This window comes from Phreatobacter stygius, assembly GCF_005144885.1.
GTDB lineage: Bacteria > Pseudomonadota > Alphaproteobacteria > Rhizobiales > Phreatobacteraceae > Phreatobacter > Phreatobacter stygius.
Genome location: NZ_CP039690.1, coordinates 3,901,133 through 3,925,669 on the forward strand (window position 1 = coordinate 3,901,133; position 24,537 = coordinate 3,925,669).

A 24,537-nucleotide genomic window follows, 5' to 3' on the forward strand; every position below is an offset into this window, starting at 1 on the left:
GAGATCCGCCATGACCCGCACCGCCGAACATGCCGCTCACAGCTACCCGGTCACCCATAGCGACGAGGAATGGCGCCGCCTGTTGACGCCGGAGCAATATGCCGTGCTGCGCGGCCACGGTACCGAGCGGCCGGGCAGCTGCGCGCTGAACTACGAAAAGCGCGCCGGCACCTTCTCCTGCGTCGGCTGCGGCCAGGACCTGTTCGTCTCGGGCAAGAAATTCGAGAGCGGCACCGGCTGGCCGAGCTTCGACCGGCCGCTCGAAGGGTCGGTCGAGGAGACCGTCGACCGCAGCTACGGCATGACGCGCACCGAAGTGCATTGCAGCCGCTGCGGCGGCCATCTCGGCCATGTCTTCCCCGACGGCCCGCCGCCGACCGGCCTGCGCTACTGCATCAACGGCGTCGCCATGAACTTCAAGCCGGCATGATCGACAGGTCGTGGGGATCAGGGACAAGACTGGGCATGACGGCGTGTTGGCCTGACACGGTTTTGGGCCACGAGCGCACGACTTCAGCTCCGCGGAACGCCCGGTAAAGCCCGTGGCCAAAACACCGCTTCCGCTTGGCCGATTCGCGTGGGATGTCAGGATGGCACCTGACATCCCACGAGCGGCGAAATGGCCTTGGAAGATCCGGCAGTCCCCCCCGCAGCGTTCAACCGCGACCTCGCCCTGATCGATGTCGCGCGCGTCATCGTCACGGCCGCGCTCACCATCGGCTCGGTGCTGCTGACCGCCTTCGGCTTCGTCGAGCGGATGATCGGCATCGAGAAGATCGCCACCGACCGGCGTTATGCGCTGCTGGCGCTGATGCCCGGCGCCGCGGCGCTGGCTTTCCTCGCCAGCGCCCGCTCGCTCGGCGCGATCTACGACGTGACGGTGCCGGCGCGCCGGGTCTCCACGCTGAAGAGAATGCTGCTTAGGGCCGGCGATCTCTCCGGCGCCTATGGCCTGTTCGCGCTGGTCATTTCGGCCCTCGTCGGGGTCGCGACCGTCATCGCCGTCGCGCTCTTTGTCGACCTGAAGCTGCTCGCGGTCTCGGTCGTCGCCGGTGTCGTGGCTTTCCTCATATCGATCCTCGGCATGCTGACGCGATCGTCACCCGGCCGCAAGGTCACCGATCTGGTCCTCGTCCTGGCGATCGTCGCGCTGATGCTGCTCGACCTCGTCACCTGATGGGGCGCGGGCGCTGCCCTGCGGGCGGCGCCCGGGCGAGACCGGTTACAGCACCAGGCCGCTGGCGCCGTCGATCAGGTGCATGTGGTTGAGGTCGGCGGCAAGCCGCATCGGCTCGCCGTCGCGGGCGCCGGCATTCGGGTCGACCCGGCCGCACAGCTGGGCGCCCTCGATGGCGAAATAGACCAGCGTCTCGTTGCCCATCGGTTCGATGACGTCGAGCTTGACCTGGAACGGTTCCTTGCCCGGCGCCATATGCGCGTCGGTCTCGGTGATATGTTCGGGCCTGAGCCCCAGCAGCAGCTCGGTCTTGCCGAGATGCGGCCGGTAGCGCGCCGCTTTCGCTTCCGGCAAGGCCAGCGCGATCGTATCGGTCAGCCGGATCCGCAAGCCGCCGCTCGCCTCCTCGAGCCGGGCCGGGATGAAGTTCATCGCCGGCGAGCCGATGAAGCCCGCGACGAAACGGGTCTTCGGCTGATGGTAGAGCTCGTTCGGCGGCCCGATCTGCTCGATCCGGCCATGGTTCATCACCACCACCCGGTCGGCCAGCGTCATCGCCTCGACCTGGTCGTGGGTGACATAGACGGTGGTGGTGCGCACGCGCAGATGCACCTTCTTGATCTCGGTGCGCATCTGCACGCGCAGCTTGGCATCGAGGTTCGACAAGGGTTCATCGAACAGGAAAACCTTCGGGTGGCGCACGATGGCGCGGCCCATGGCGACGCGCTGGCGCTGGCCGCCGGACAAGGCCTTGGGCTTGCGGTTCAATAGTTCGGTGATGTCGAGGATGCGGGCCGCCTCGTCGACGCGCTGCTTGATCTCGGCTTTCGGAAAATGCTTCAGGCGGAGCCCGAACGACATGTTCTCGGCCACCGTCATATGCGGGTAGAGCGCATAGTTCTGGAACACCATGGCGATGTCCCGGTCCTTCGGCGGCACGTCGTTGACGACATCGCCGTCAATGGCGATCTCGCCGTCGGAAATGTCTTCCAGCCCCGCGATCATCCTGAGGGTGGTCGACTTGCCGCAGCCGGACGGGCCGACCAGCACGACGAATTCATGGTCGGCAATGTCGAGATTGATGCCGCGCACGGCCTCCACGTCGTCATAACGCTTGACGATATTGCTCAGGGTTACGCCTGCCATATTTGCCTCTTCAGCCCTTGGTCGCGCCGGCGGTGAGACCCGCGATGTAATAGTCCATCAGGAAGGCGTAGATGATCAGCGGCGGGGCGGCGCCCAGAAGCGCGCCGGTCATGATCTGGCCCCAGTTGAACACGTCGCCCTTGATCAGCGTGGTGATGATGCCGACCGGCAGCACCAGCTGGTCGACCGAGGTCGTGAAGGCGAGCGGATAGAGGAACTGCGCCCAGCTGACCGTGAAGGCGAAGATGGTCGCCGCGATGATGCCGGGCAGCGCCACCGGAATGAAGATGCGGGTCAGCGTCTGCAGCCAGCTCGCCCCGTCGATGATCGCCGCCTCGTCCAGCTCCTTCGGGATCGAGGCGAAATAGCCGATCATGATCCAGGTGCAGAACGGCACGGTAAGCGTCGGATAGACCACCAGCAGAACCCACCAGCGGTTCAGGAGCTGGATGCCGGTCCATTCGTGGAACACCGCGAACATCTTGAACAGCGGGATGAACAACAGCGTGTCCGGCACCAGATAGGTCAGGAACACGCCGGTCGCCAGCGTCGCCGAGCCCCAGAAGCGCATGCGCGCCAGCGCGAAGGCCGCCGGGATCGAGATCAGCATGGTGATGGTCACCACGAAGGTCGAGACGATCAGCGAGTTCTTGAAGAAGGTCAGATATTGCGGCGAGGTCAGAAGCCCGGTGTAGTTTTCCAGGGTCGGATGGAACACCCACCAGGGATTGGTCGCCGCCGAGATTTCCGTGCTGGTCTTCAGCGACGTGATGAACATGTAGACCGGCGGCAGCAGGAAGAAGATCACGAACAGCGTGAGGAAAAAATAGGACCATTTCAGCGCCCAGGCGCGGTCCCGGCTCATGCTGCCGTAACCGGTCTTGCGGGTCGGTGCGCCCTTGTCGAGAACGGCTGCGGTCATCAGGCTTCGTTCCCCCGTTTGGTGATGTCGCGCAGGATGAAGATCGCGGCGATCGCCAGGATCGGTACCATGAACAGCGAAACGCTCGCGCCGAGCGGGATGTCGCCGCCTTCGATGCCGATGCGGAACGCCCAGGTGGCGAACAGGTGGGTCTTGTCCAGCGGCCCGCCGGCGGTCAGCACGCGCACGATGTCGAAATTGGCGAAGGTGACGATGGTCGAGAACAGCGCCGTGATGGCGATGATGTTGCGCATCATCGGCAGCGTCACGTACCAGATCCGCTGCCACCAGTTGGCGCCGTCGATGGCCGCCGCCTCATAGAGCTGGTCGGGCACCGATTTCAGCGCCGCCAGATACATGATCATGAAGAACGGCGCGCCGACCCAGATATTGACCAGGATCACCGAGAACCGCGCCCAGTTGGCATTGCCGGTCCAGGGGATCGGCCCGGCATTGAAGGCGCTCAGCGCATAGTTGAAGGCGCTGTAGGACGGGTCGAACAGCCACAGCCAGGCGAGCGTGCTCATCGCCGGCGGGATCACCCAGGGGATCAGCAGCATGCCGCGCCATTTGCGCTGGCCCTTGGCCGGGATGTTGTGGACGAAATGGGCGACGATGAAGCCGATCAGCGCCTTGAAGATCACCGCGCTGATGGCGAACAGGCAGGACTGCCAGACCACCATCCAGAAGGTTTCGCGGGTGAACAGGAACTGGATGTTGCCGAACGGGATATAGCCGCAAATGGCATCCGGCAGCCATTGGCAGTTCCGCATCCAGGCCACGCTGGTCATCGATTTTCTCAAAGTCGACAGATAGATGGCGTAGAACGCCGGGTACACCACCAGGGTCAGGATCAGCAGGATCAACGGCAGCGCCATGAAGAAGGCGATGGTCGATTTGCGCTGCAGGAATTTGCGCAGGCCCGACGGCCGGGCCTTGGCGCGCACGCGTGTTGATGTCGTGGCATTCGAAGACAGGGCCGTGTCGACCATGGACCGCCTCTCGCTCTGGGACATGAATTCACCTCCCGCCGAGCGCCCGAAAGCCCCGGCGGGACGGTGATCGAGGGGCGCCTGCCGCGGCGCCCCCCAAAGGGCTGGATCCCGATGCCGGGATCGGCTTCTGCCTCAGCCGCGCAGGAAGCCCTCGACCTCGCTCTCGGCCCAGGCGAGCGTGCGTTCCATCGGTTCGCCCTGCATGTGGCGCACGATCATCTTGGTCAGCGTCGCCTGGGTGTAGATCTGCTGGGCGATCTTCGGCGGCGCCGGTGACGCTGCAATCGACAGGGTCTGGTGGTTGTGCGGGTTCGGGTAGTGGTAGAGCGTGCCTTTCGGCGGGCCTTCCTCGGCCCAGGTCTTCAGCGTGGTCAGTTTCTCGAATGACGGAATGTCGTAGCCGGCCGAGGCGGCGACGAATTTTTCGACCGCCGCCGGCTGCGACAGGGCGACCAGCAGGCTCTTCGCCGCCGGCTTGTTCTGCGAGAAGCTCCAGATGTTCCAGAAATAGGGCAGGAACGGCGCGAAGCGGCCTTTCGGACCGGCCGGGAAGCCGTGGGTCCAGCATTGCGCGGCGATCTGCGGCGCGTCGCGTTTGGCCACCGCCCAGGCGCTCGGCGGGTTCATGATCAGGGCGCCGCGGCCGGACACCAGCCAGCGGTTGTTCGAGCCGTCGTCCCAGGCCGGCGCGTCGGCCGGATAGAACTTGGCGACCCTGGCGCAATAGTCGAGCGCCTGGCGCACCGCGTCGGACTTGACCGTCAGCTCGCCCTTGGCGTCGACCAGCGCGGCGCCAAAGGCCTGGAAGAAGGCGCCGGCGGTGTCGACTGAATCGGTCGTCTCGCCGAGCCCGATGCCGAACGGCACGCCGCCCTTGTGGCAGGCTTCCGCGGCCTTGGCATAGGTCTCCATGGTCCAGCTGTCGGCCTTGGGTGCGGCACCCGCCGGATACAGCGCCTGGATGTCGATGCCGGCATGCTGTTTCAAAAGGTCGATGCGCGTGCATGGCCCCTTGATCTGCGAGCCGATGGTGGCCGGCACGCCGAGCCACTTGTCGCCGAGCTTGCCGAGATATTGCACCGTGCCGTTGACCTGGCCGTTCTGGGCGATCAGCTGCGGCATGATGTCGTTGCAGGGTTCCAGCAGGTCGGCCTGGGCATGGGGCCACCAGGTCGGCATGGCCAGCATGTCATGGCCCGATTTCGCCTGGGCTTCGGCCGCGATGGTCAGGAGGTTCTTGTTGCCCTGCGAGGGGATATAATCGATTGAGACGTCGACCTTCTCCTTGGCCGCCCATTCGTTGACGACGGCGGTCGAGGTGGTGTTGGCGCCGGGCACCCAGTGGTCCCACAGGCCGATCGACAGCTTGCCGGCGGCATGGGCGCCGCGGACGTAAGGGGCGGCGATCGCCACGGTGGTCAGGGCGGTCGTGGTCGCAAGGAAACGACGTCGCGTCACTTCGCGCTTGTACATCGGATAGTCCTCCCTCTTGGCACGTACGGGATAACCCCGCGCGTGGTTCGCGCCCGGCTGTTCTTGATTGCGGATTTCGGGAACGCAGCTCAGGTCAGGCGACTGCGATCACGACCCCTCAGCTCAGACGACGTGACCAGTAAACGCTAAATTTCGCCTCTGTCCTAGATACCAATCCTGGTGTCGGCGAAGAATTATACGCTTCGCACCTGCACAATCGGCGCCGATTGCTGGGCGGAATCTTATTTGCACCGCAGCAGTAACGATCGCCGCCACGCCAGCGAATGACTGGCAAAGGCGCTTCGGCGATCCGGCCTGCCGGATTCGGTCAGTCGTCATGTTGCAACGCACGCGGAAAGGCCGCGGAATCGAAAGCAGTGCCCAAGCTTTCGTCAGATCGAGACAGCAAGGCTGTCGTTTTCGCCCGAAGCCATCTGTTCGAACAAAAGATCGTGTCAGGTCATCGACATATGCCTCATTTCTGTTCAGACTGGTTCTAACATGCCGAGTCAGGGGAACATTGGCCGTCATGTCGTCCGATGCCGTCATGGCGTGCCGCGCGAGCGGCCGCAGCCGGCGGAAGGCGAATTCATTGCTCCAGGAGGAATGAGTGACGCCTACTGATATCGTGGATCCCGATTACTTTCATAAAGTCGTCGACTGCCAATGGGCCTGCCCCGCACACACGCCAGTCCCCGAATACATCCGAAGGATCTCGGCGGGGGACTATACCGGGGCCTATCTGATCAACTGGAAGTCCAACGTTTTTCCAGGAATCCTCGGGCGTACCTGTGACCGCCCCTGCGAGCCGGCCTGCCGGCGCGGGCGGGTCGAGGAGGAGCCGGTCGCGATCTGCCGGCTGAAGCGGGTCGCCGCCGACTACAAGAACGACATTTCGGCCTTCCTGCCAAAGCCCGTCACCCAGCGCAACGGCCGGCGCATCGCCTGCATCGGCGGCGGTCCGGCGTCCTTGACGGTCGCCCGCGACCTGGCGCCGCTCGGCTACGAGGTCGTGGTGTTCGACCAGGACGCCAAGGCGGGTGGCATGATGCGCTCGCAGATCCCGAAATTCCGCCTGCCCGACAGCGTCATCGACGAGGAGGTCGGTTATGTCATGGCCACCGGTGTCGAGTTTCGCGGCGGCCGGCGCATCGACAGCCTGAAGAAGGTGCTGGCCGAGGGTTTCGACGCGGTCTTCGTCGGCACCGGCGCGCCGCGCGGCCGCGACCTCGACCTGCCGGGCCGGCGCGAGGCCGGCGCCAATATCCATATTGGCATTGACTGGCTGTCCTCGGTGTCGTTCGGCCATGTCGAGGCGATCGGCAGACGGGTCATCGTGCTCGGCGGCGGCAATACCGCGATGGATTGCTGCCGGTCGTCGCGCCGCCTCGGCGGTGTCGACGTCAAGGTCATCGTCCGCTCCGGCTTCGACGAGATGAAGGCCTCGCCCTGGGAGAAGGAGGATGCCATTCACGAGGGCATTCCGATCCTCAATTTCATGGTGCCCAAGGCTTTCACCCACGACAGGGGCCGGCTCACCGGCATGCTGTTCGAGAAGGTCAAGGCCGAGATCGACGACCAGGGCCGGCGCAATCTGGTGCCGACCGGCGAGCCGGACGAACATGTCGCCTGCGACGACGTGCTGATCGCGGTCGGCCAGGAGAACACCTTCCCCTGGATCGAGCGCGACATCGGTCTCGCCTTCGACCGCTGGGGCATGCCGGTGGTCGACCCGAAGACCTTCCAGTCGAGCCTCAGCAATGTGTTTTTCGGCGGCGACGCCGCGCTCGGGCCGAAAAACATCATCTGGGCGGTCGCCCACGGCCATGACGCGGCGATCTCGATCGACGCCTTCTGCCGCGACGCCGACATCGCCATCCGGCCGCCGCCCATGGTGACGCTGATCAGCCAGAAGATGGGCATTCACGAATGGTCCTACGACAACGCCATCGCCAATGACCTGCGCTTCAAGGTGCCGACCCTCGAAAGCGCCATCGCGCTGAAGGATATCCGCACCGAGGTCGAGCTCGGCTTCGATCCCAAGCTCGGTTTCGCCGAGGCCCAGCGCTGCCTCAATTGCGACGTCCAGACGGTGTTCGAGGCCAAGCTCTGCATCGAGTGCGACGCCTGTGTCGACATTTGCCCGATGGACTGCATCACCTTCACCGGCAACGGCGCGGAAGACGAGCTCAGGCTCAGGTTGAATGCGCCGGCCGAGAACCGCGGCCAGGCGATCTATGTCGCCGACGGGCTGAAGACCGGCCGCGTCATGGCCAAGGACGAAGACGTCTGCCTGCATTGCGGGCTCTGCGCCGAACGCTGTCCGACGGGGGCCTGGGACATGCAGAAATCGATCATTGAAATGACACACGCGGGGCATGCATGCCAATCGAGAGCGTGAATGACTTTGTTGTTCGCTTCGCCAATGTGAATGGATCGGGTTCGGCCAGTGCCAATCAGCTGTTTGCCCGCGCCATCATGCGCATGGGCGTGCCGATAGCGCCGCGCAACATCTTCCCCTCCAACATTCAGGGCTTGCCGACCTGGTACGAGGTGAGGGTGACCGAAGCCGACCATCTCGGCGCCCGCGGCGGCACCGACCTGATGGTCGCGATGAACCCGCAGACCTGGGACAAGGACGTCGCCGCGATCGAGCCCGGCGGCTACCTGTTTTACGATTCCTCGCGGCCGATCCCGGCCTCCAAGCTGCGCACCGACGTCAGTGTCATCGGCATGCCGCTGACCGATATCGTCAACCGCGAATATTCCGATCCGCGCCAGCGCCAGCTGTTCAAGAACATCATCTATGTCGGCGCGCTCGCGGCCCTGCTCGACATCGAGATCGGCGTCGTCGAGACGCTGATCGGCGAGCAGTTCAAGGGCAAGGACAAGCTCATCGCGCCGAACCACAGGGCGCTGCATATCGGCTTCGATTATGCCAAGGCGAACTTCGCCTGCCCGATCGGCCTGCGCGTCCGGCGCGCCGACAAGGTCGGCGACCGCATCTTCGTCGAAGGCAATGCCGCCGCCGGGCTCGGCGCGGTCTATGGCGGCGCGACGGTGTGCGCCTGGTATCCGATCACGCCCTCGACCTCGCTCGCCGAGGCCTTCGAGCGCTATTGCGTCCGCCTGCGCACCGATCCCGACACCGGCAAGCGGCGCTACGCCATCGTCCAGGCCGAGGACGAGCTCGCCTCCATCGGCATGGTGGTGGGCGCTGCCTGGAACGGCGCGCGCGCCTTCACCGCAACCTCCGGCCCCGGCATATCCTTGATGCAGGAGTTCTTGGGGCTCGCCTATTTCGCCGAGATCCCGGCGGTGCTGTTCGACGTCCAGCGCGGCGGCCCGTCGACCGGCATGCCGACGCGCACGCAACAATCGGACATCCTGATCTGCGCCTATGCCGCCCATGGCGACACCAAACACGTGCTGCTGTTTCCGCGTGACCCGCACGAGGCCTTCACCTTCGGGGCCCAGGCCTTCGATCTCGCCGACCGGCTGCAGACGCCGATCTTCGTCATGCTCGATCTCGATATCGGCATGAACCAGCACCTCTGCGCGCCCTTCGCCTGGGACGACGCCAGGCTGCTCGACCGCGGCAAGGTGATGACCCATGACGAGCTGGAGGCCGGGCGCGATTTCGGCCGCTATCTCGACGTCGACGGCGACGGCATCCCCTACCGGACCTATCCGGGCACCCATCCCTCGCGTGGTTCGTTCTTCACCCGCGGCAGCACGCGCGACCGTTATGCCCGCTACACGGAAGAGGGCGCGCCCTATGTCGACAACATGGAGCGGCTCCTGCGCAAGTTCGAGACCGCCAAGGCGCTGGTGCCGCCGCCGCTGCTCGACAAGGCGGCGCAGCCGACCCGCATCGGCGTCATCCATTACGGCTCCACCGGGCCGGCCATGGACGAGGCGGTGAGGCTGCTCGGCGCCGACGGCGTGCATGTCGATGCGCTGCGCGTGCGCGGTTTTCCGTTCAGTCACGCGGTGACCGACTTCATTGCCGATCACGAGCAGGTCTTCGTGGTCGAGCAGAATCGCGACGGCCAATTGCGCACGCTGCTGCTCGCCGAATGCGGCATCGATCCGGCCCAGCTGGTCGCGGTGCTGCATTATGACGGCACGCCGATCACCGCCCGCTTCATCCGCCGCGAGATTGCCGCCAAGGCCTCGGTCATCCGGACCCCGGCCAGGCGCGAGGTGCTGTCATGACCTATCTGGCCAAGCCGAAATTCCATCACCCGGCGATCGAACTCAACGATCTCGGCTTCACCCACCGCGACTATGAGGGCGCCATCTCGACGCTCTGCGCCGGCTGCGGCCACGACTCCATCTCCTCGGCCATCATGCGCGCCTGTTTCGAGCTGAGCCTGCCGCCGCACCGCATCGCCAAGCTCTCCGGCATCGGCTGCTCGTCGAAGACCCCGACCTATTTCCTCGGCCAGTCGCACGGCTTCAATTCGGTGCACGGGCGCATGCCCTCGGTGCTGACCGGCGCCAACCTGGCCAATCGCGACCTGATCTATCTCGGTGTCTCCGGCGACGGCGACAGCGCCTCGATCGGCTTCGGCCAGTTCGCCCATGCCATCCGCCGCGCCGTCAACATGGTCTATATCGTCGAGAACAACGGCGTCTACGGCCTGACCAAGGGGCAGTTTTCGGCGACCTCCGACCGCGGTTCGAAGAGCAAGAAGGGCGTGATGAACGCCGATTCGCCGATCGACCTGGTGACCATCGCGCTGCAGCTCGGCGCGACCTTCGTCGCGCGCTCGTTCTCCGGCGACAAGGACCAGCTCGTGCCGCTGATCAAGGCCGCGCTGGAGCACAAGGGCGCCGCCTTCATCGACTGCATTTCGCCTTGTGTCGCCTTCAACAACCACGAGGGCTCGACCAAGAGTTTCGACTATGTCCGCGCCCATAATGCCGCGCTGAACTCGCTCGATTTCATCACCGGTCGGGCGCCGATCACGGCCGACTATGCCGAGGGCACGACCCAGGACATCGCGCTGCATGACGGCTCGACGATCCGGCTGCGCAAGCTGAGCCTGGATTACGACGTCAGCGATCGTGGCGCCGCGCTCAACCACCTCTACCAGGTCCATGCTTCCGGTGAGATCGCCACCGGACTGATCTATCTCGAGGATGATTCGAGTGATCTGCACGAGCGGCTGAACACCGACGAGCGGCCCTTGAACGCGCTGGCGGAGGCCGATCTTATCCCCGGCGCCGCGGCGCTCGCCAGGATCAATGCCGGCCTGCGCTGAAGCGCGGGCCCGTTTCGCGCAGACCAGCCATCCCCGTCACTTCCGCGCTTTCGCCAGGTCTCCGGCTCGGCCAGACTGCCGCCCGTTGGGGACGATCGATTGTCTGCCGGCGACGCGGCACGAGGCCGCGCGCCGGCGAGGGGGCGACATGCTGGATTTCATCTACCGTTCGCTGGTCATCGGCGTGGCCGCCACCGCGCTGCTCGACCTCTGGGCGCTGTTCCTGAAGAATGCCTTCGGCATCCCCCCGGCCAATTGGGCCATGGTCGGCCGCTGGTTCGGCCACCTGACCCGCGGCACGGCCATGCATGAGGACATTGCCAAGGCCGAGCCTTTTCCGAACGAATTGACGGTCGGCTGGATCGGCCATTACGCCGTTGGCGTCTTGTTCGCCGCGGCCCTGCTGCTGCTCGCCGGGCCGGCCTGGAAATTCGCCCCGACAGCGGTCTGGCCGCTGATTGTCGGCCTGGTCACGGTCGGCTGCGGCTGGTTCATCCTGCAGCCCGGCATGGGCGCCGGCATCGCCGCCTCGCGGCGGCCCAATGCCGGCCAGATCCGTTTGCTCAACATTGCCGGCCACACCGTCTTCGGCCTCGGCATGTTCGCCGCCGCCTGGCTCATTCGCTAAAAAATGCCGGGCCTCGGCTATTCGGCCGAGAGCCCGGCCGCCCGGTCGGCCGCCATTTCCTCGGTGATCCAGGCGACAAAAGCCTCGATCTGCGGCCGCGTCCGGTCCTCCCGCCGATAGACCACCCGGTGGGCGACCGAGCCGACGCCGATCGGCCCGAACGGCATGACCAGCTTGCCGGCGCGCAGCATGTCGGTCGCCTGCAACTCGGATTCCAGCACCATGCCGAGGCCGTCGGCCGCCGCCATCAGGGCAAGGAAAGCCCGGTCGAACTGCATGCCGCGCCGGTTCAGCATCACATCGGGCGCGTGCCGGGCGATCCACTCGTCCCATTGCACCACGCAGCGCACCGAATGAATGACCGGCACCCTGGCGATGGCGTCGAGATCGGTCAGGCCGTGCTCGGCGACGAAGGCGGGGCTTGCCAGCGGCACCACCCGCTCCTCGGCCAGCACGATGCTGTCGCAGGCCTCGGGCACGGGGCGGGCATATTGGATGTCGATCATGAAGCCGTCGCCGCCGAGTTTGGCGGGCTCGTGGCCGGCAAACAGGGTCAGGTCGATTTCCGGATGCCGGCGCTTGAACGAACCGAGCCGCGGCACCAGCCAGAGCGTCGCGAGGCTCGGGGCCGAATGCAGCATCAGCCTGAGCACCCCGCCGGACGCGGCGAAACGGCTGGTCGCAATCGCGATGCGGGTGAAGCTTTCGCCGAGCGCGGCGGCATAAGCGAGCGCGTCCTCGGTCGGCAGCACCGTGCGTTTCGCCCGCACGAACAAGGGCTTGCCGAGAAAGTCCTCGAGCGCGCGGATCTGATGGCTGACCGCCGAGGGCGTGACGTTCAACTGATCGGCGGCCCGCGCGAAACTGCCGGTCTCCATCACGGCGGAAAAGGTCAGCAGGCATTTCAGCGGCGGCATGCCCTTGATCATTGATGAGCTCACATCACCGATTTGGCCAGTTTATTTCAATTTCACGGATTCTGGTTTGTTGATAGCGTTTCTTCAAGACAGATCGACGGCCGGGAAAACCGGGCCGCGGGGAGAGATGCCACCGAGGTTTCGCATGGGGCTCCGCTCGGGAGGCCGGCGAAGCGCCGCGCCGCCATCCCGCGCTCCTCTCAAATCCTCCTGCCGCCTTGTCTGTCGGCGCGCCCGAGCTGGCGCGGCAGTCCCGGGGGCCGCCGATGCGGCGCCCGGTTCAGGGTCTTTGAGAGGACAAGCGCATGAACCTGCATCGAATGCTTCTCGAACGTCAGGCCGCCGGCCGGCCGGTGACGGTCGGCCTGATCGGCGCCGGCAAGTTCGGCACCATGTTCGCAAGCCAGGTGCGTTCGACCGAGGGCATGCATCTGGTGGCGGTGGCCGATCTCAACACCGCGCGGGCCCGCTCGCAGCTCGCCGCCGGGTCATGGCCGGCCGAACAATATGCCGCCCGGTCGATCGACGACGCGCTCGAGAGCGGCGGCACGGTGGTGACCGACAATGCCGACCTGATGATCGGCCATCCCGCCATCGAGGTGATCATCGAGGCGACCGGCGACCCCGGCGCCGGCATCCGTTTCGCCTTGAAGGCGATCGACAACGGCAAACACATCGTCATGGTCAATGTCGAGGCCGATGCGGTCGCCGGTCCGATCCTGGCGCGCAAGGCCAGCCAGGCCGGCGTCGTCTATTCGCTCGCCTGGGGCGACCAGCCGGCGCTGATCGCCGATCACATCGACTGGGCGCGCGCCGCCGGTTTCCGGGTGGTTTCGGCCGGCAAGGGCACGCGCTACCACCCGACCTATCATCAATCGACGCCCGACACGGTCTGGGACATCCTCGACAAATATATGAAGATCAAGGATCGGACCTCGATCAATCCGAAGATGTTCAACTCCTTCGTCGACGGCACCAAGTCGGGCATCGAGATGACCGCGGTGTGCAATGCCACCGGCCTTCATTCGCAGGCCGAGGGCCTGTCCTTTCCGCCGGCCACCCGGTTCGAACATGCCGAGATCTGCAAACCGAAATCATCCGGCGGCGTGCTCGAGCGGGCCGGCGTCACCGAGGTGACCTCGTCGGTCTATCGCGACGGCACCGACGTGCCGCACAGCCTGGTCATGGGCACCTATGTGGTGTTCGAGAGCGACAGCGCCTATTCGCAGGAGTGCTTCCGCGAATACAGCATGCTGCAGGATTCCAGCGGTAAATATGCCGCGCTCTACCGGCCGATCCACATGATCGGCCTGGAGCTCGGCATCTCCGTCGCCTCCGTGGCGCTGCGCCATGAGCCGACCGGGGCGCCGATCATGTTCAATTCCGACGTGATCGCCACCGCCAAGCGCGACCTCAAGGCGGGCGAAATGCTCGACGGCGAGGGCGGCTTCTGCGTCTGGGGCAAGCAGACCCCGGCCGACACCTCGCTCGAGCGTGGTTATCTGCCGCTCGGCCTTGCCCACGGCGTCAGGTTGAACAGCGATATCGCGCGCGGCCAGCGGCTCAAATGGAGCGACGTCGATTATGATCAAAACGATATCGCCGTCCGGGTCCGCCGCGAGATGGAGGCTGCCTTCGCGCGCCCCGAGGCGGGCGGCTGACGACCTGGTCTGATCATTGCCAGTCGCGCCGGGTTCGCCGGCGCGGCCTGCACGTCAGAGCCCGGTCAACGGGCCGGACGGCAACACGAGGAGGGAGCCACCATGCGACATCAAGGGACATCGTCTTTCACCCGCCGCGGCGTTCTCGGCACGCTCGCCACGGGCGCCGCGATCATCGCCGCGCCGGCGACGCTGCGCGCCCAGCGGCTGCAATGGATCGGCGCGACCGGAACGCCGGCCGCCGATTTCATCGGCGTGGCACTCGACTTCTTCGCCAAGCGTGTCGCCGAACTGACCAAGGATCAGATCGTCATATCCTCGCATCACGGTGGTTCGCTCGGCGGCGAACGCGAACATGTCGAAGCGCTGCTGCAGGGTGCCGTGCATGTCGCCACCCCGGGCCAGGGCGTGCTGGCCGGCTGGTATCGGCCCGCCGAGGTCTGGACCCATCCCTATCTGTTCAAGGACGTCGCCCACAAGGATCGGGTCTGGGACACCATTCGTGCCGAATATCAGGCCGATACCGCCAGCCAGGCGAAACTCCGTCCGCTCGGCGCCATTCCGCGCATGCCGCGCCAGTTGACCTGCAACCGGCCGGTCCGCGCTCCGGCCGACATGAAGGGGCTGAAGATCCGCGTGCCGGAGACCGCGCTGTGGCGGCGGACCTTCGAAATGTTTGGCGCCTCGCCCACGCCGCTGCCCTTCCCGGAGGTGTTCCAGGCCTTGAAATCCGGGGTCATCGACGGTCAGGAGAACCCGATCGCGCTGACCTTCAATTCCGGCATTTTCGACGCCAATACCCACCTCTCGCTGACCGAGCACATGATGCAGGACAATTGCATCCTGGTCGGCGAGGTCGCCTATCAGCGCCTGACGCCGGACCAGCGCGCGGCGCTCGACCGGGCCGCCCGCGACGTCGAGGCGGAACTGCGCCCCAAGGTGATCGCCGACGACACGGCTGTCATGGAACAGGTCAAGGCGAAGAGGATCATGATCACCGAGGTCGACAAGGCGGCGTTCGCCGCCTCGGTGCGCAACCTGGTGACCGAGTTCCCGGCCGGCAAGAAGTGGGTCGAGCGCATCGGCCAGGTCACCTGAGCCACACCTGAGCCCTGCCGCCGCGGGGCGGCCGCCCGCCGCCCCGCCTCCTTCGCGCCATCGGCCTGGGACCGGGCATGAAACCTGTCATCGGAAGGATTTGCGACGCGATCACCGAGGTCGCGAAGCTGGTGCTCGGCACCTGCGTCGCCGCCATCGTGCTGATCACGCTGGCGGCGGTCTGGTGGCGTTATGTGGTCAACGCGCCGATCGCCTGGATCGAGCAGGTGTCGAACATCCTGTTCATCTGGATCACCTTCATCGGCGCCGCGGTGCTCTATCGTCAGAAGCTGCATATTGGTGTCGACATGTTCATCGACATGCTCGCCGGCCGCGCCAGGCAGATCATGTTCTGGGTGATCGAGACCGGCAATCTCGGCTTCATTGTCGTGCTGTTCATCTACTCGGTGAAACTCAGCATCGACGTCCTGCCCAATACCTATGGCGCGCTCGATATCACGCCGGCCTGGTTCTATTTTTCCGCGCCGGTCGCCTGCGTGATGATGATGTTCTTTTTCGTCGAGAAGATCGTCGATCCCTCGAAACGGGTGCCCGAAGGCTCGGTTGGGGATTTCTGACATGAGCACGGTGCTGATCGGCGGTTTCTTCCTGCTTCTCGCGCTCTCCTTTCCCATTGGCTTCGCCATGGGCATCGCCACCATGGGCGCGATCTGGACCCATGGCGGATTGCCCATGTCGCTGCTCGCCCAGCGCACCCTGGTCGGCGCCGACAGTTACGCGCTGCTGGCCATTCCCTTTTTCATCCTGGCCGGCAACCTGATGAATGGCGGCGGCATTACCAGGCAGATCATCGATCTTGCCAATGCCATGGTCGGCCGGTTTCGCGGTGGCCTGGCGCTGACCTCGGTCATGGCCGCGATGATCTTTTCCGGGCTGTCCGGCTCGGCCGCGGCCGATGCCTCGGCGCTCGGCAAGGTGCTGATACCGGCCATGAAGAAGCAGGGTTATGGCGGCGGTTTCGCCGCCGCGCTGATGGCCTCCGCCTGCGTCAACGGACCGATCATCCCGCCGTCGATCCCGCTGGTCATCTACGGCCTGTCGGCCGGCAAGGGCGTGTCGATCATCGCCCTGTTCCTCGGCGGCATCGTGCCGGGCTTTCTCCTGGGCCTGTCGCTGATGATCGCGGCCTATTGGATCTCGGTCCGGCGCAACTATCCGACCACGGACGCCGTGCCGTTCCGCGAGATCCCGCGCATGGTCGGGCCGGCGCTCTGGGCCCTGATGATGCCGGTCATCATCCTGCTCGGCGTCACCGGCGGCATCGTCACCGTTACCGAGAGCGCCACCATCGCGGTCGTCTATGCCGCCCTTGTCGGCTTCTTCGTCTATCGCGAGCTGAGCCTCAGGACGATCTGGCCGATCCTGGTGCAGACCGCGCTCGATACCGCGCTGGTCATGTTCATCATCGCGCTGTCGAGCGGTTTCGGCTGGCTGCTCGCGGTCTCCGGCATGCCCAGGGCGATCGCCGCCTGGATCGCCTCGATCTCCAGCGACCCCCTGGTCATCCTGATGATGATCAACGTCTTCTTGCTGATCATCGGCATCTTCATGGAGCCGCTGCCGGCGCTGTTCATCCTGATCCCGGTGCTGGTGCCGGTGGTCAGCGCGGTTGGCATCGACCTCGTCCATTTCGGCCTGGTGATGGTGTTCAACCTCTGCCTCGGGCTGATCACGCCGCCGGTCGGCATTCTCCTCTATATCTGCGCCAATTTTGCCGGGGTGAAGCTGGAAGAGGAGAGCCGCGAGCTCGGCCCCTTCCTCGGCGCCGGTCTCCTGGTGCTGGTCTTGATCACCGTGTTTCCGTCAACCGTGCTCTGGCTGCCCCGGGTTCTCTTGAACTGACGGGGAGCACTGCGGCCGCGCGTCCGGGGGCTGTTTCAGATTTCCCGGTCATCCGCTTTCGGGATCGCGCTGCGGCGCGCCAGGGTCTGGAGCTGCTCGTAAAGGTCGGGGCTGTCGGCGCTGCACACGCAGATCGCCCGGGCCGGCCCGTCGCCGACATTCAGATAGGCGTGGGCCATGGTGCTGTCGATATAGATGCCGTCGCCCGGCTCCAGCAGTTCGGGGGCATAGAACTCGGTATGGACGGCGACGCGGCCCTCGAGCACCAGCAGATATTCCTCGCCGGAATGCCGCATCAGCGGCCCGAATTCGTCCAGGCTCCGGGCCGTGAGCTCGGCGATGATCGGGATCATCCGCTTCCCCAGAAGCTCGGTGTTTTGATAGGAATAGCCATAGGCCTTGGTCCGGACGAACTGCCCTTCACCCTTGCGGCTGATGCTGCGGCGCGCCGTCGGCATGGCGCTGACCGGCGCGTTCATCTCGGCCGGATGGAACAGTTCCGCCACCTCCATGCCGAGCCCGGCGCTCAACTGCAAGAGCTTGTCATAGGTCAGCGACATCTGGTGGTTCTCGACCTTCGACAGGGTCGAAAGCGCCATGCCGGTCCGTGCCGAGACATCTTTCAAGGTCAGGCCGCGGGCGCGCCGGGCGGCCTTCAGGCAATCGCCGAGCTGAGGGCGCTGAGGAGATGAATCAGGGACGGTCATGGCCAGGGCCAACTATGTCAGAGCTGAAAGCGAATAGCGACATTTGATGATAGTTTAGTTGATGCGCTAAAAAATTCCACGATTTTGAAATTTTGCCCTTGTCATTCGGTTTGAACCGGGCTGACAATGCGCCGCCCGGAAAATGCGGCGTCAGGCGCCGCTCGGAGCGCCGGAGTTGCAGGCATGAAGATTTTCATGGCGACGCTCGCCACCGAGACCAACACCTTTTCACCGATCCCGACAGGCCGGGCGGCCTTTACCGGTGGCGGACGGGAATGGTTCCGCAACGACGGCAGCCGGCACCCGGCCACTACGGCCAACATCCCCCTGATCGCCTGGCGCAAGCAGGGCGAAGCGGACGGCCATCAGGTCGTCGAGAGCATCTGCACCTTCGCCCAACCGGCCGGCACCACCTTGCGCGATATCTACGAGGAGCTGCGCGACACCCTGCTCGCGGATCTGAAAGCCGCCATGCCGGTCGACGTGGTCCTGCTGTTCATGCATGGCGCCATGGTGGCGGAAGGTTATGACGATTGCGAGGGCGATACGCTGGCACGGGTCCGGGAGGTTGTCGGCCCGGATGTGAAGATCGGCATCGAGCTCGACCTGCATTGTCATCTGACCGAGCTGATGCGTAGCTCGGCGACGGCAATCGTGACCTTCAAGGAATATCCCCATACCGATATCGGCGACCGGGCGCCGGAACTTTATCGCCTGTGCCTGGATGCCGCTTCCGGCAAGACCCGGCCGGTCATGGCCTATCACGACTGCCGGATGATCGGCACCTTCCGGCCGACCCAGGAGCCGCTGCGCGGTTTCGTCGACCGGATGATGGCGATGGAAGGCAAGGACGGCATTCTCTCGGTGTCGTTCGGCCACGGCTTTCCCTGGGCCGACGTGCCCGATGTCGGCGCCAAGGTGGTCGTCATCGCCGACGGCGACCAAGCCAAGGCCAAGGCATTGGCTGCCCGGCTCGGCCGCGAATTGTGGGATCTGCGCGAGGCGATCACCGCCCGGCTCGACAGCATCGACGAAGCGCTCGACGCGGTCCTCGCCGACGGCAAGGGCCTCGTCGTGCTCGCCGACGCGGCCGACAACCCCGGCGGCGGCGCGCCGGCCGACAGCACCTTCCTGCTCAAGCGCATCCGCGAGCGCGGCATCACCGGCGCGGTCCTCGGCTGCTTCTGGGATCCGCAGGCGGTCCAGTTCTGCATCGAGGCCGGCGAGGGCGCGCGCTTTCTCCTGCGTGTCGGCGGCAAATGTGGTCCGGCCTCCGGCGATGCCGTCGACCTCATGGTGACGGTGCGCAAGATCGCGCCCGATCATTCGCAAGCCGGCTTGAGCGGCGGCCGCTCGAGTTTCGGCCCCAGCGTCTGGGTTTCCGCCGACGGCATCGATCTCGTCCTGGTGACCAGGCGGGCGCAGACCTTCGCACCGGACGCGTTCACCGGGCTTGGCCTGACCTTGCACGACAAGCTCTTGGTGGCAGTCAAATCGTCGCAGCATTTCCAGGCGGCCTTCGCGCCGATCGCCCGGCAGGTTCGCTACGTCTCCAGCCCCGGCGCGCTGCAATTTGCCTATGCCGAAATTCCCTATACCCGGCTGGCGTCGCCGTTCTGGCCGCGTGTCGCCGATCCCTTCGCCGTAAATTGAGGAGCAGGCCATGGCCTCGATGACCCGACGGTCCGCGCTTGGCACCCTGGCTGGAGCGGCTCTGGCGCCGCTCGCCCGGCCAGCCATCGCGCAGCCGGCCAGCACGCTGCATTTCATTCCCTCCAGCGATCTCGCCGCGCTCGATCCGATCTGGACCACCGGTTATGTCGTGCGCAACCACGGCTACATGGTCTTCGACACGCTGTTCTCGCTCGACTCGAGCTTTCGCATCCGGCCGCAGATGGCCGAGGGCCATACGGTCACCGACGATGGCAAGACCTGCACGATCCGGCTGCGCGAGGGGCTGAAGTTCCATGACGGGACGGCTGTGCTCGCCCGTGACTGCGTCGCCAGCATTCGCCGCTGGGCCGCGCGCGACGGCTTCGGCCAGACCTTGATGGCCCATACCGACGAACTGGCCGCGGTCGACGACCGCACCATTCGCTTTCGCCTCAAGGCGCCGTTCCCGCTGCTGCCGGAGGCGCTCGGCAAGCTGTCGAGCCCGGTGCCGTTCATGATGCCGGAGCGGCTGGCGCTGACCGACCCGAGCCAGCAGATCAAGGAGGCGGTCGGCTCAGGGCCCTTCCGTTTCCTGGCCAGTGAATGGCGGCAAGGCGCCAGCGCGGCCTATTCCCGCTTCGACGGCTATGTGCCGCGCAACGAAAAGCCGGATGGCATGGCCGGCGGCAAGGTCGTCAATGTCGCGCGCGTCCAGTGGCACACGATCCCCGATGCATCGACCGCCATGTCGGCGCTCAGGACCGGCCAGGTGGATTGGCTCGAAGTGCCGTCGCCCGATCTGCTGCCGCTGGTCGCCAGGCAGCGCAATGTCACCATCTCCACGCTCGATCCGATCGGCACCTATGTGATGCTGCGGTTCAACAGCCTCGTGCCGCCGTTCAACGAGGTCGCGGTGCGCCGCGCCGTGCTGCGCGCCGTCAACCAGAACGACTACCTCCAGCCCATGGTCGGCGATCCCAAGCTCTACCGCGAGTGCAAGGCCTTTTTCCCCTGCGGCACGCCGCTCTCGACCGGAACCGGTTCGGCCGTGATGGACGGCAAGCTCGACGAAGCCCGGGCCATGCTGAAGGCGAGCCAATATGACGGCCGCAAGGTCGTCATCCTGGCTTCCGCCGACCTGCCGCTTCTGGCGCCTTTGGGCGAGGTCACCGCCGACCTGTTGCGCCGGCTCGGCATGCAGGTCGATCTCGTCACCACCGACTGGGGCACCTTGCTGGCCAGGCGGGCGTCGCAAAAGCCGGCCGAGGACGGCGGCTGGAACATTTTCCACACCACCGCGGTCGCGCCGGAATTCATGAGCCCGGCCTCCCATCTCGGCATGCGCGGCAACGGGCCGGCGGGCTGGGCCGGCTGGTTCACCGATCCGAAGATGGAGGCGCTCCGCACCGCCTGGTTCGCCGCCCCCGACGAAGCGGCCCAGCGCAAGCTCGCCACCGAGATGGAGCAGCAGGCCTTCGACATGGCGCCCTATGTGCCGCTCGGCCAGATTCAGCAGCCGACGATCTTCCGCAACGTGGTCAGCGATATCGTTCCCGCCAGCGCGGCGGTGTTCTGGAACCTGCGCAAGAGCTGAACCCTATCGCAGCGGGCCCCGGCGGCATTCACGCCGGGTTCGCGCCGCGGCCCCGCCGGCCGAGATAGATGCGGGCGGCATTGCCGCCGAGCACCGCCGCACGGCTCTCCGGCGACAGCTGGCCGAGCAGGTCGCCGGTCGCCGCGACCCAGTCATCATAGCCTGCCGCGAGCGTCGCCACCGGCCAGTCGGATCCCCATAACAGGCGCTCCGCGTCGAACACCGCTAGGACATGGGCGGCATAGGGCGCGAGTTGCGCCGTGGTCCAGCCAGGCCCGGCCTCGGTGACCATTCCGGAGAGCTTGCAGGCGACATTCGGCAAGGCCGCGAGCGCCGCCATGTCGGCGCGCCAGGGATCGAGCCGGCCCTCGGCGATCGGCGGTTTCGCCAGGTGGTCGATGACGATGGTCAGATCGGGGTGGCGTTTCGCGACATTCAGCAGGCGCGGGAGATGGCGCGGCAGCACCAGGGCATCGAAGACCAGGCCGGTCGCGGCAAGCGCCTCGAAGGCCGGCCGCAGCGACGGCTGTATCAGCCAGTCATCATCGGCAATGTCCTGGACCATCGGGCGCAGGCCGACCAGCAACGGGTCGCCCGAGAGCCTGGCGATCGCCGCCGGCGCATCGGCGGCGGCGAAATCGGCCCAGCCGATCACACCCGCCACCCACGCCTCGTCCCGCGCGATCGCCAGCAGGAATTCGGTTTCTTCCGGTGTCGGCGCCGCCTGCACCAGAATGGTCCTGGCGATGCCGTGGCGGGCGATCAGGGGACCAAGATCGGCTGGGCCGAAATCGCGATGGATCGGCCCGAGCGCCGGCGTCAGCCAGCCATAGTCGCCACGCGCGAGCGACCAGAAGTGCTGATGAGCGTCGATCAACATGAGGCCATGCCAGGGTTCATCCGCTAAGGGCCCGCCGCGTCCCGATGTCGGGCGCAGCGGCCGTCCGCCGCGCAAGCCGGCGCAGGATCGGCACGCGGGACGTGATGATCAAGGCCGGCGGTGCGTCGTCCCCAGATGCTTCCGTCCGTCCCGATACCGCCTGCCGGAAGCGCCGGTTGCGTCGTGCGCAATCTTGCCTTGCGCGCTCGATGGGTTTCACTGGAAAATCTGCTGTCCATTTTTGACGAGTTGCATGGAAGACAATTTCTATTGACACCAACGCAATCGAAGGAAAAACTGCCAAACATGAAAATGCAAGATGATGCACTGCTCGGACTGGGCGCACGCATCCGCGCGCTGCGCGAGGAACGCGGCATGAAGCTGAAGGAGCTGGCCGATGGTGCCGGGCTCTCCGACGCCTTCGTCTCGCGGCTTGAACGCGGCCAGGTCTCGAGTTCGGTCGCCAACCTCATCCAGATCGCCCAGGTCCTGGAGATCGGTGTCGGCGAACTGTTCGCGGCCGCGCCGGATCAGCTGCGCAGCGATGTCACCGTGCATCGGATCGGCGATGCCGGCGAAGCCCAGGCCATCCCCGCCACCGGCTATCGCTGGTCGCTGTTTGCCGGCGGCATGCCGAACGACGACCTGGAGGTCTTTCACCTGGTCTTTCCGAGGAAGAACCGGATGGATCTCATGGTCTCGCATCCGGGCCAGGAATATTGCTACGTGATCAGCGGGCGCATCCAGTTCCACGTTGGCGCCGAGAGCTTCGATCTGGCCCCTGGCGAGGGCATCTTCCTGAATTCCGAATTGCCGCATCGCGCCGACAACATCGGAGACGACGAAGCGCGCGTGCTGATGGTCGTCGCGAAATCTCCACTGAAGACCGAACATTTCGACTGGTGGAGAGTCCCCACCGCATCCCAGTCGATGCGGCAATCCAAGACCAAATCAGGCTAAGGGAGAACACCCATGCAGACGGTGGCCATCACGCCCAGCGGCGCGCATTTGCCTTATGAAATCAAGCATATGGACGACATCGGCTGGGAAACCATCCGGTGGCCGGGCGAGACCGGCAAGATGCTGTTTCATCCGCGCCCCGAGCGGCCGACCGAGCCCAATGCCGGCATTCTCCGGCTCGAGCCGGGCGCCCACCATCCTCTGCACAACCACGATTTCGCGCAGGTCTGGTACATTCTCAGCGGCGAATTCAAGATCGACGACACGCTCTGCAAGCCCGGAACCATGATCTTCCATCCCGATCCCCATTTCGAAGGCAAGTTCGAAACGGCGACCGGCGGCGATATCCTGATCGTGCAATATCCCGGACCGACCACCGGCGGACGACCGATCTATGCCGGGCGTTTCGACATGGACAAGCGCCGCGACGTCGCGGACGAGCGCACCGATCTCTGACAGCGCGGCATGGCGGGACATTGGCGCGCCATGGTCGCCGTGGCGTGCCTCTCCCTGGCCTCGCGACATGGCATGATGCACCCGGCATCGGCTTGCGCTAGACAACCGCGAGCCTCAGGTCGGGAGCGGGCATGAAAGTCGCCAAGGTCGTGCTGGTCACCGGAGCGTCGTCGGGCATCGGCCGCGCCGCTGCGGCCATGCTCCATGACAGGGGCCATATCGTCTACGGCACCAGCCGGGATCCGGAGCGCCATCCGGCGGCGTGGCGGATGATCCGGCTTGACGTTGCCGACGATAGCTCGGTCGCGGCCGCCATGGCGACCATTCTTGCCGAACAGAGCCGGATCGATGCCGTCGTCAACAATGCCGGCCTGGTGCTGGCCGGCGCGGTCGAAGACACCACGCTCGCCGAGGCGCGCCAGCTGTTCGAGACCAATCTGTTCGGCGCTCTGCGGGTGACCAGGGCGGCCTTGCCGGCCATGCGGGCGCAGCGCGCCGGCGTCATCGTCAACATAGGCTCGCTCGCCGGCCGTGTCGGCCTGCCGTTCCAGGGGCTCTACAGCGCCAGCAAATTTGCGCTCGAAGGCCTGAGCGAGAGCCTGCGGCTGGAGGTTGCCGGCTTCGGTGTCCAGGTCACCCTGGTCGCGCCTGGCGATACCGCCACCAGCGTGGTCGACAATCGCCAGCGAACCGAAGCCTCCGGGCTGGAGGCCTCGGCCTATGCCGGCGTGTTTCCGCGCGTGCTGGCGACCTTCGAGGCGGAAGAACGCGCCGGTTCGCCGGCTGTCGGGGTTGCGCGGCGGATCGCCGACATTGTCGAGGGCCGCGCCACCGCGCCGCGCTACGTGGTTGGCCCGCTGGCCCAGCGCATCCTGGTCGCGGGCAGGGCGTTCATTCCGGCCCGGCTGTTCCAATGGGGGCTCGGCATCTATTATCGGCTCCGGCCCTGAGCGGCGAAAACCTCGGAAAAAGCCGTCGAACCGGCCAATTTCGAACGGCGACGAGGGCGGCGTCGATCACCCGGGGATTGGCCCGAAGCTTGCTCACTTCGCCTAAGGTGACTATAGCGTCACTGTCGTGACACACAGTCACCGGTTTGTCGGTCGGTCGAAGGTAGCTTGCTCGCCCATGTCGGAT

Annotated in this window: 22 protein-coding genes; 15 read left to right on the plus strand and 7 right to left on the minus strand. The window is 65.6% G+C overall.

Features of this window, described 5'->3' with window-relative positions; translation table 11 throughout:
* Nucleotides 1-10 precede the first annotated feature (10 nt).
* Together msrB and E8M01_RS18360 are read left to right on the plus strand one after the other, a co-directional pair.
* Nucleotides 11-430, plus strand: coding sequence for a peptide-methionine (R)-S-oxide reductase MsrB (msrB, locus tag E8M01_RS18355; RefSeq protein ID WP_136961445.1), 420 nt, complete (start codon nt 11-13; stop codon nt 428-430).
* A gap of 189 nt (nt 431-619) precedes the next feature.
* A complete protein-coding gene (locus tag E8M01_RS18360; protein ID WP_136961446.1) occupies nt 620-1,177 on the plus strand; it encodes a hypothetical protein in 558 nt (185 codons plus the stop codon).
* A gap of 45 nt (nt 1,178-1,222) precedes the next feature.
* Here E8M01_RS18360 and E8M01_RS18365 read toward each other — a convergent pair whose 3' ends face one another.
* The 4 genes from E8M01_RS18365 to E8M01_RS18380 all read right to left on the minus strand — a co-directional run bounded on the left by E8M01_RS18365 (nt 1,223) and on the right by E8M01_RS18380 (nt 5,713).
* Nucleotides 1,223-2,323, minus strand: coding sequence for an ABC transporter ATP-binding protein (locus E8M01_RS18365; RefSeq protein WP_136961447.1), 1,101 nt, complete (start codon nt 2,321-2,323; stop codon nt 1,223-1,225).
* A 10-nt stretch (nt 2,324-2,333) separates the two neighbouring features.
* Nucleotides 2,334-3,245 carry a carbohydrate ABC transporter permease gene (locus tag E8M01_RS18370; RefSeq protein ID WP_136961448.1) on the minus strand — a complete coding sequence of 304 codons (912 nt, stop codon included), beginning with the start codon at nt 3,243-3,245 and terminating at the stop codon, nt 2,334-2,336.
* Entirely contained in the window at nt 3,245-4,237 is a 993-nt protein-coding gene (locus E8M01_RS18375; protein ID WP_136964708.1) for a carbohydrate ABC transporter permease, read from the minus strand. Before E8M01_RS18375 ends, E8M01_RS18370 begins: the two co-directional genes overlap by 1 nt.
* Before the next feature lie 135 nt (nt 4,238-4,372).
* Complete coding sequence (locus tag E8M01_RS18380; RefSeq protein ID WP_136961449.1) at nt 4,373-5,713, minus strand: ABC transporter substrate-binding protein; 1,341 nt, start codon at nt 5,711-5,713, stop codon at nt 4,373-4,375.
* Nucleotides 5,714-6,323: 610 nt separating this feature from the next.
* Here E8M01_RS18380 and E8M01_RS18385 point away from each other — a divergent pair.
* The 4 genes from E8M01_RS18385 to E8M01_RS18400 all read left to right on the plus strand — a co-directional run bounded on the left by E8M01_RS18385 (nt 6,324) and on the right by E8M01_RS18400 (nt 11,611).
* Nucleotides 6,324-8,114, plus strand: a complete 1,791-nt coding sequence (locus E8M01_RS18385; RefSeq protein ID WP_136961450.1) for an FAD-dependent oxidoreductase — start codon at nt 6,324-6,326, stop codon at nt 8,112-8,114.
* A complete protein-coding gene (locus tag E8M01_RS18390; RefSeq protein WP_136961451.1) occupies nt 8,096-9,931 on the plus strand; it encodes a 2-oxoacid:acceptor oxidoreductase subunit alpha in 1,836 nt (611 codons plus the stop codon). Before E8M01_RS18385 ends, E8M01_RS18390 begins: the two co-directional genes overlap by 19 nt.
* Nucleotides 9,928-10,983 (plus strand): 2-oxoacid:ferredoxin oxidoreductase subunit beta, encoded by a 1,056-nt coding sequence (locus E8M01_RS18395; RefSeq protein WP_136961452.1) that lies wholly within the window; start codon nt 9,928-9,930, stop codon nt 10,981-10,983. Before E8M01_RS18390 ends, E8M01_RS18395 begins: the two co-directional genes overlap by 4 nt.
* Before the next feature lie 148 nt (nt 10,984-11,131).
* Nucleotides 11,132-11,611, plus strand: coding sequence for a DUF2938 domain-containing protein (locus E8M01_RS18400; protein ID WP_136961453.1), 480 nt, complete (start codon nt 11,132-11,134; stop codon nt 11,609-11,611).
* Nucleotides 11,612-11,628: 17 nt separating this feature from the next.
* Here the strand turns inward: E8M01_RS18400 and E8M01_RS18405 are convergent, their stop codons facing one another.
* Nucleotides 11,629-12,540, minus strand: a complete 912-nt coding sequence (locus tag E8M01_RS18405; protein ID WP_136961454.1) for a LysR substrate-binding domain-containing protein — start codon at nt 12,538-12,540, stop codon at nt 11,629-11,631.
* 293 nt (nt 12,541-12,833) lie between these two features.
* Here E8M01_RS18405 and E8M01_RS18410 point away from each other — a divergent pair, with 293 nt between their 5' ends.
* From E8M01_RS18410 to E8M01_RS18425, 4 genes are all read left to right on the plus strand, one after another.
* Nucleotides 12,834-14,189: an NAD(P)H-dependent oxidoreductase gene (locus E8M01_RS18410; RefSeq protein WP_136961455.1), complete on the plus strand. Its 1,356-nt coding sequence runs from the start codon at nt 12,834-12,836 to the stop codon at nt 14,187-14,189.
* A gap of 102 nt (nt 14,190-14,291) precedes the next feature.
* On the plus strand, nt 14,292-15,287 hold the full coding sequence (locus E8M01_RS18415; protein ID WP_136961456.1) for a TRAP transporter substrate-binding protein: 996 nt from the start codon (nt 14,292-14,294) through the stop codon (nt 15,285-15,287).
* Nucleotides 15,288-15,364: 77 nt separating this feature from the next.
* A complete protein-coding gene (locus E8M01_RS18420) occupies nt 15,365-15,865 on the plus strand; it encodes a TRAP transporter small permease (protein ID WP_136961457.1) in 501 nt (166 codons plus the stop codon).
* A gap of 1 nt (nt 15,866) precedes the next feature.
* Nucleotides 15,867-17,150, plus strand: coding sequence for a TRAP transporter large permease (locus tag E8M01_RS18425; RefSeq protein WP_136961458.1), 1,284 nt, complete (start codon nt 15,867-15,869; stop codon nt 17,148-17,150).
* 35 nt (nt 17,151-17,185) lie between these two features.
* On the opposite strand, the gene E8M01_RS18430 is transcribed toward E8M01_RS18425, so the two are convergent.
* A complete protein-coding gene (locus E8M01_RS18430) occupies nt 17,186-17,857 on the minus strand; it encodes a helix-turn-helix domain-containing protein (RefSeq protein WP_136961459.1) in 672 nt (223 codons plus the stop codon).
* A gap of 183 nt (nt 17,858-18,040) precedes the next feature.
* Here E8M01_RS18430 and E8M01_RS18435 point away from each other — a divergent pair, with 183 nt between their 5' ends.
* Both E8M01_RS18435 and E8M01_RS18440 read left to right on the plus strand, forming a co-directional pair.
* On the plus strand, nt 18,041-19,510 hold the full coding sequence (locus tag E8M01_RS18435; protein ID WP_136961460.1) for a M81 family metallopeptidase: 1,470 nt from the start codon (nt 18,041-18,043) through the stop codon (nt 19,508-19,510).
* 10 nt (nt 19,511-19,520) lie between these two features.
* Entirely contained in the window at nt 19,521-21,104 is a 1,584-nt protein-coding gene (locus tag E8M01_RS18440) for an ABC transporter substrate-binding protein (RefSeq protein WP_246088349.1), read from the plus strand.
* Nucleotides 21,105-21,132: 28 nt separating this feature from the next.
* Here the strand turns inward: E8M01_RS18440 and E8M01_RS18445 are convergent, their stop codons facing one another.
* Nucleotides 21,133-21,984, minus strand: a complete 852-nt coding sequence (locus tag E8M01_RS18445; RefSeq protein WP_136961461.1) for an amidohydrolase family protein — start codon at nt 21,982-21,984, stop codon at nt 21,133-21,135.
* Between the two features lie 183 nt (nt 21,985-22,167).
* On the opposite strand from E8M01_RS18445, the gene E8M01_RS18450 reads away from it, so the two are divergent.
* The 3 genes from E8M01_RS18450 to E8M01_RS18460 all read left to right on the plus strand — a co-directional run bounded on the left by E8M01_RS18450 (nt 22,168) and on the right by E8M01_RS18460 (nt 24,350).
* On the plus strand, nt 22,168-22,944 hold the full coding sequence (locus tag E8M01_RS18450; RefSeq protein WP_170181954.1) for a helix-turn-helix domain-containing protein: 777 nt from the start codon (nt 22,168-22,170) through the stop codon (nt 22,942-22,944).
* 12 nt (nt 22,945-22,956) lie between these two features.
* Nucleotides 22,957-23,400, plus strand: coding sequence for a cupin domain-containing protein (locus E8M01_RS18455; protein WP_136961463.1), 444 nt, complete (start codon nt 22,957-22,959; stop codon nt 23,398-23,400).
* Nucleotides 23,401-23,531: 131 nt separating this feature from the next.
* Nucleotides 23,532-24,350: an SDR family oxidoreductase gene (locus tag E8M01_RS18460; RefSeq protein ID WP_136961464.1), complete on the plus strand. Its 819-nt coding sequence runs from the start codon at nt 23,532-23,534 to the stop codon at nt 24,348-24,350.
* The last annotated feature ends 187 nt before the right edge of the window (nt 24,351-24,537 follow it).

Bases quoted from the DNA above. Each gene is read 5' to 3' on its own strand.
- msrB (WP_136961445.1), top strand. From the start codon at position 11: ATGACCCGCACCGCCGAACATGCCGCTCACAGCTACCCGGTCACCCAT.
- E8M01_RS18360 (WP_136961446.1), top strand. From the start codon at position 620: ATGGCCTTGGAAGATCCGGCAGTCCCCCCCGCAGCGTTCAACCGCGAC.
- E8M01_RS18365 (WP_136961447.1), bottom strand. From the start codon at position 2,323: ATGGCAGGCGTAACCCTGAGCAATATCGTCAAGCGTTATGACGACGTG.
- E8M01_RS18370 (WP_136961448.1), bottom strand. From the start codon at position 3,245: ATGACCGCAGCCGTTCTCGACAAGGGCGCACCGACCCGCAAGACCGGT.
- E8M01_RS18375 (WP_136964708.1), bottom strand. From the start codon at position 4,237: ATGGTCGACACGGCCCTGTCTTCGAATGCCACGACATCAACACGCGTG.
- E8M01_RS18380 (WP_136961449.1), bottom strand. From the start codon at position 5,713: ATGTACAAGCGCGAAGTGACGCGACGTCGTTTCCTTGCGACCACGACC.
- E8M01_RS18390 (WP_136961451.1), top strand. From the start codon at position 8,096: ATGCCAATCGAGAGCGTGAATGACTTTGTTGTTCGCTTCGCCAATGTG.
- E8M01_RS18395 (WP_136961452.1), top strand. From the start codon at position 9,928: ATGACCTATCTGGCCAAGCCGAAATTCCATCACCCGGCGATCGAACTC.
- E8M01_RS18400 (WP_136961453.1), top strand. From the start codon at position 11,132: ATGCTGGATTTCATCTACCGTTCGCTGGTCATCGGCGTGGCCGCCACC.
- E8M01_RS18405 (WP_136961454.1), bottom strand. From the start codon at position 12,540: ATGATCAAGGGCATGCCGCCGCTGAAATGCCTGCTGACCTTTTCCGCC.
- E8M01_RS18410 (WP_136961455.1), top strand. From the start codon at position 12,834: ATGAACCTGCATCGAATGCTTCTCGAACGTCAGGCCGCCGGCCGGCCG.
- E8M01_RS18415 (WP_136961456.1), top strand. From the start codon at position 14,292: ATGCGACATCAAGGGACATCGTCTTTCACCCGCCGCGGCGTTCTCGGC.
- E8M01_RS18420 (WP_136961457.1), top strand. From the start codon at position 15,365: ATGAAACCTGTCATCGGAAGGATTTGCGACGCGATCACCGAGGTCGCG.
- E8M01_RS18425 (WP_136961458.1), top strand. From the start codon at position 15,867: ATGAGCACGGTGCTGATCGGCGGTTTCTTCCTGCTTCTCGCGCTCTCC.
- E8M01_RS18430 (WP_136961459.1), bottom strand. From the start codon at position 17,857: ATGACCGTCCCTGATTCATCTCCTCAGCGCCCTCAGCTCGGCGATTGC.
- E8M01_RS18435 (WP_136961460.1), top strand. From the start codon at position 18,041: ATGAAGATTTTCATGGCGACGCTCGCCACCGAGACCAACACCTTTTCA.
- E8M01_RS18440 (WP_246088349.1), top strand. From the start codon at position 19,521: ATGGCCTCGATGACCCGACGGTCCGCGCTTGGCACCCTGGCTGGAGCG.
- E8M01_RS18445 (WP_136961461.1), bottom strand. From the start codon at position 21,984: ATGTTGATCGACGCTCATCAGCACTTCTGGTCGCTCGCGCGTGGCGAC.
- E8M01_RS18455 (WP_136961463.1), top strand. From the start codon at position 22,957: ATGCAGACGGTGGCCATCACGCCCAGCGGCGCGCATTTGCCTTATGAA.
- E8M01_RS18460 (WP_136961464.1), top strand. From the start codon at position 23,532: ATGAAAGTCGCCAAGGTCGTGCTGGTCACCGGAGCGTCGTCGGGCATC.